This is a genomic window from Mesorhizobium sp. M8A.F.Ca.ET.021.01.1.1 (assembly GCF_003998025.1).
Taxonomy (GTDB): Bacteria; Pseudomonadota; Alphaproteobacteria; order Rhizobiales; family Rhizobiaceae; genus Mesorhizobium.
In genome coordinates this window covers 1-2719 of the sequence record NZ_RZSJ01000721.1, presented here as the reverse complement: position 1 = coordinate 2719, position 2719 = coordinate 1, and the positions used below count along the sequence as shown (strand labels likewise).

Annotated in this window: 3 protein-coding genes; 1 reads left to right on the top strand and 2 read right to left on the bottom strand. The window is 62.4% G+C overall.

The annotated features are described in order from the left end of the window. Positions 1 to 65: 65 nt before the first annotated feature. Complete coding sequence (locus EOA36_RS32830; protein ID WP_127280941.1) at positions 66 to 251, bottom strand: hypothetical protein; 186 nt, start codon at positions 249 to 251, stop codon at positions 66 to 68. Positions 252 to 470: 219 nt separating this feature from the next. Between EOA36_RS32830 and EOA36_RS32825 the strand changes: the two genes are divergently transcribed. Continuing rightward, a complete protein-coding gene (locus EOA36_RS32825) occupies positions 471 to 1370 on the top strand; it encodes a LysR substrate-binding domain-containing protein (protein WP_015317416.1) in 900 nt (299 codons plus the stop codon). On the opposite strand, the gene EOA36_RS32820 is transcribed toward EOA36_RS32825, so the two are convergent. Further along, the gene (locus EOA36_RS32820) at positions 1371 to 2351 is read right to left on the bottom strand and encodes an alpha/beta hydrolase (RefSeq protein WP_127280940.1); all 981 of its coding nucleotides are present in this window, start codon (positions 2349 to 2351) and stop codon (positions 1371 to 1373) included. Between the last annotated feature and the right edge of the window lie 368 nt (positions 2352 to 2719).

Here is a 2719-nt window from a genome sequence, read left to right as displayed (position 1 = left end):
AATAAAATAGAGAAGGCCTGCCGGGCGGTTTGCGCGGCAGGCCTTCAGCACGGGGTACACACGATCTACTTTGCTCCAGCCCAGGATCCAACGCCATTGCGAATGCCGGTCTTGGCGTCGGAAGCTTCCGGCCAGCCGATATCTTTCTGCAACTCGATCGGCAGGGAACGGATGGCGCGTTCGGTCTGGTAGCGGGCGCGGGCCGCGTTGAATTCGGTCGCGATGCGGCCGAGGGACGACAGGATAGACATTTCGATCTCCTTTGCAGCGGCGCGGGAGGCGCCGGCAATGCGTTACGTCAGGTCTGTTTCAGCTTCATTTCATGCCGAATGCAGGTCTGCGTCGTGGTCGTTTGGTGACCGCTTTTGGCAGCATGCTGCTTCGATGGAGTTGACTATGCTCCTGATCTGATGTTCAATCAAACGAAATGGAATGATGCTTTGTATCAGAAAAATTGAAGGCTGATCGACATGAACGCGCCGCTCAATCATCCGCTGCCGCTGCTCGACCTCGACGTTTTGCGCACTTTCGTGGCGATTGCCGAGACCGGCAGTTTCACCACTGCGGCCAATGCGGTGTTCCGCACGCCGTCGGCCGTCTCCATGCAGATCAAGAAGCTGGAGGATATTCTCGGCCGCTCGGTGTTCGCGCGCGATGCGCGTTCGGTAACGCTGACCACGGACGGCGAAATGCTGCTCGGTTATGCCCGCCGGCTTTTGTCGATCAACCGCGAGGTGGTGTCGAAGTTCATCATCCCCGATATTGTCGGCGTTGTGCGGCTGGGCTCCCCCGATGACTATGGCGAGCGCGTGCTGCCGCATGTGCTGAAACGTTTCGCGCAGTCGCATCCCTCGATCGCCGTCGACGTCACCATCGACCAGAGCAGCAATCTGCGCCGCCGCATGGACGACCGGGCGCTCGACATCACGCTGTTGACGAACTCGTACAAGACCAGCGCGCTCGGCGCCGAGGTGCTTTTGACCGAGCCGATCGTGTGGGCCGGCGCCAAGGGTGGCTGCGCGCATCTGCGCGAACCTTTGCCGGTTTCGCTTTGGGAAGAAGGCTGCGCCTGGCGGGCCGGTGCGCTCGAGGCATTGGGCCGCGAGGGCCGCAATTACCGCGTCGCTTACATGAGCGCCCATACGGCCGGCCAGCGCGCCGCCATCATGGCCGACCTCGCGGTCGCGCCGCTGCCGCGTTCGTTCCTCGGCAATGACATGGTCGAACTCTGCCCGAAGGACGGCATGCCCGATATCGGCACTTACAATCTTGCCATGGTGGTGGCGCCGGACGCCAGCGCGCCGGTCAAGGCCGTCGCCGACCACATCCGCGCGACCTTCGAAGTGTTCCGGGAAACCGGCAAGTTCTGATTATCCGGGATACCCGGACTGGAGGTGCTGCTCTGCGGCCTCCGCGGAGGGCGCCTTGAACCTTGCCGCCGTGCCTTGAACGATCGGCGAAGAGCTCTCGCGCAGGAAAGCAACGATGTGTTGGCGCGCGCGCCGCGCTTCGGGCATGTCAATCAGCGGCCAAACGTGGAACATGCCTTCCTCGTAGACCAGCTCCACCTCGACACCGGCGGCGCGGGCTTTTTGTGCGAAGATCAGATTGTCGGGTGTGAGAAGATCGCGGGAGCCCGTCAGGAGCAATGTCTTCGGCAACACCGACAGATCGCCATAGACCGGGCTGATGCGCCAGTCTGCCGGATCCATGCCGGCACTATAGAGCCGGATTGCCTCCCGCCCACCGGCAATGCCCAACCATGGGTCGTTTCGCTCCGCCTCGAACACTTCGGGGTTTGCGAGCGAGACGTCGAGCCCGGGTGAAATCAGCACATGGCGCGAGGGTAGGGGCAGGCCCTCTTCCGCCGCCATCATGGTCAGTACCACCGCCATGTTGCCACCCGCGGAATCGCCCATGAAGATGATCTCTTCCGCCTCCGTCTCCTCGATCATCTGGCGATAGACATTGCCGACCATGCCGAACATGGCGTGGAAATCGTGTTCCGGTGCGATGGGATAGATCGGCACGGTGATGCCGTAGCCCAGCCGGTCGGCCATGTCGGCGATCAGATACCAGTGATAGGGCGTGATCTCAAAGACATAGGCGCCGCCGTGCAGGTAGAGAATTCGCTTGTGCTCTCCGGCCCGGGGGGCGATTTCGTAGACCGGGAAACCGTCCACGCTGCGCGTCTGGATGTCGTAACGCTGCTGCAGCGCGGCCGGTGGATGGTGATCCTCGGTTTTGCGCGCGGCCGCGATCCAGCGCCGCAAGTTTTCCGGGCTGGAAAAGGCCTGCTTGCGGCTGTGCCTGAGCACGAAGGATACGACGTGGCTTTTCAAACTTGGCATGCGGAGACACGAACTTCGGCGGCAGCCGACTAAGAGATTTCCCCCTCCAAGCGAAGATCGTACCTTGGCCGAAAATGTCAAGATTTACGCTGTGCCCACACGCTGGTGTGATCCGCGCGCTGTCGTCGGCGCCGCGGCAAAAGCGCCGCGCGCAATCGGTTGCTGGTGGCCACCGGGGATGTGCGAGATCCCCGGCGGATGCCGAGCAATTTGCATTTGTCGGCGAACGTCATCAGCGCGTCGTACCCAGAAGCAGCGAGGCGAGCGTCACCTGCGGATCGTTCGGCGGCGATGCCGGCCAGCCGATGTCCTTCTGGACATGCGCCGGCAAGCTGTTCAGCGCGCGGATCACACCAGCGTGTGGGCAC

Excerpts from the sequence above, each read along its gene's own strand:
- EOA36_RS32830 (WP_127280941.1), bottom strand. The coding sequence starts at position 251 with ATGTCTATCCTGTCGTCCCTCGGCCGCATCGCGACCGAATTCAACGCG.
- EOA36_RS32825 (WP_015317416.1), top strand. The coding sequence starts at position 471 with ATGAACGCGCCGCTCAATCATCCGCTGCCGCTGCTCGACCTCGACGTT.
- EOA36_RS32820 (WP_127280940.1), bottom strand. The coding sequence starts at position 2,351 with ATGCCAAGTTTGAAAAGCCACGTCGTATCCTTCGTGCTCAGGCACAGC.